This is a genomic window from Burkholderia sp. Ac-20365 (assembly GCF_017104715.1).
Lineage (GTDB): Bacteria > Pseudomonadota > Gammaproteobacteria > Burkholderiales > Burkholderiaceae > Paraburkholderia.
Map to the genome: position 1 here is coordinate 1 of NZ_JAAGPI010000120.1, position 840 is coordinate 840.

The window sequence follows — 840 nt, forward strand, 5'->3', positions numbered from 1 at the left end:
AGAACGTCGAGCGCAACATGACCGTGCACAAGCTCGACCCGAAGACCGCCGCCAAGCAGGCGATGGACGAAGTGGCCGGGCCGGTGGTCGCGATCGTGCTGGTGCTGTGCGCGGTGTTCGTGCCGGTCGCGTTTCTGGGCGGCATCACCGGGCAGATGTACAAGCAGTTCGCGATCACCATTGCGATTTCCGTGGTGATCTCGGGCATTGTTGCGCTCACGCTCTCGCCCGCGCTCGCGGCGCTGCTGCTCAAGCCGGGACATCACGAGAAGAAGGGATTTTTCCGCTGGTTCGACAACCAGTTTGCGCGCATGACGGCCGGTTATACGCGGGCCGTGCGGCTCATCATCAAGCGGTTTGTCATTGCGCTGCTGCTGTTCGTCGGCATGATTGTGCTGGCCGTGATCATGATGCGCGACATTCCGACCGCCTTCCTGCCGCCCGAAGACCAGGGCTATCTGCTGGGCGCCGTGATCATGCCCGATGCGGCGTCGCTCGATCGCACGGGGCAGGTGTCGGAGCGCGTCACCGACTACTTCATGAAGCAGCCCGCTGTGGGCAGCATCACGACGGTGGACGGCTTCAGCATTCTCGACAGCCAGAACAAGAACAACTCGTCGACGTTCTTCGTCGGCTTCAAGAGTTTCGAGGAGCGCTACAAGTCAGCGAACATCCGCACGCAGAATGCGCGGGCGGTGCTCGTCGATGCGTATAAGGCGCTGTCGCAGGTCCAGGAAGGGATCGTCGTTCCATTGAATCCGCCATCGATTCCGGGGCTCGGCACGACGGGCGGCACCGAGATGTGGATCCAGAGCAAGGGCGACGCGACGACCGCGCAGT

At 62.6% G+C, this 840-nt stretch carries 1 protein-coding gene; it reads left to right on the plus strand.

Annotated features, from left to right (window positions below; translation table 11 throughout):
* Positions 1–840: efflux RND transporter permease subunit (locus tag G3O01_RS45830; protein ID WP_205813963.1), on the plus strand; the 840-nt coding region annotated here is incomplete at both ends.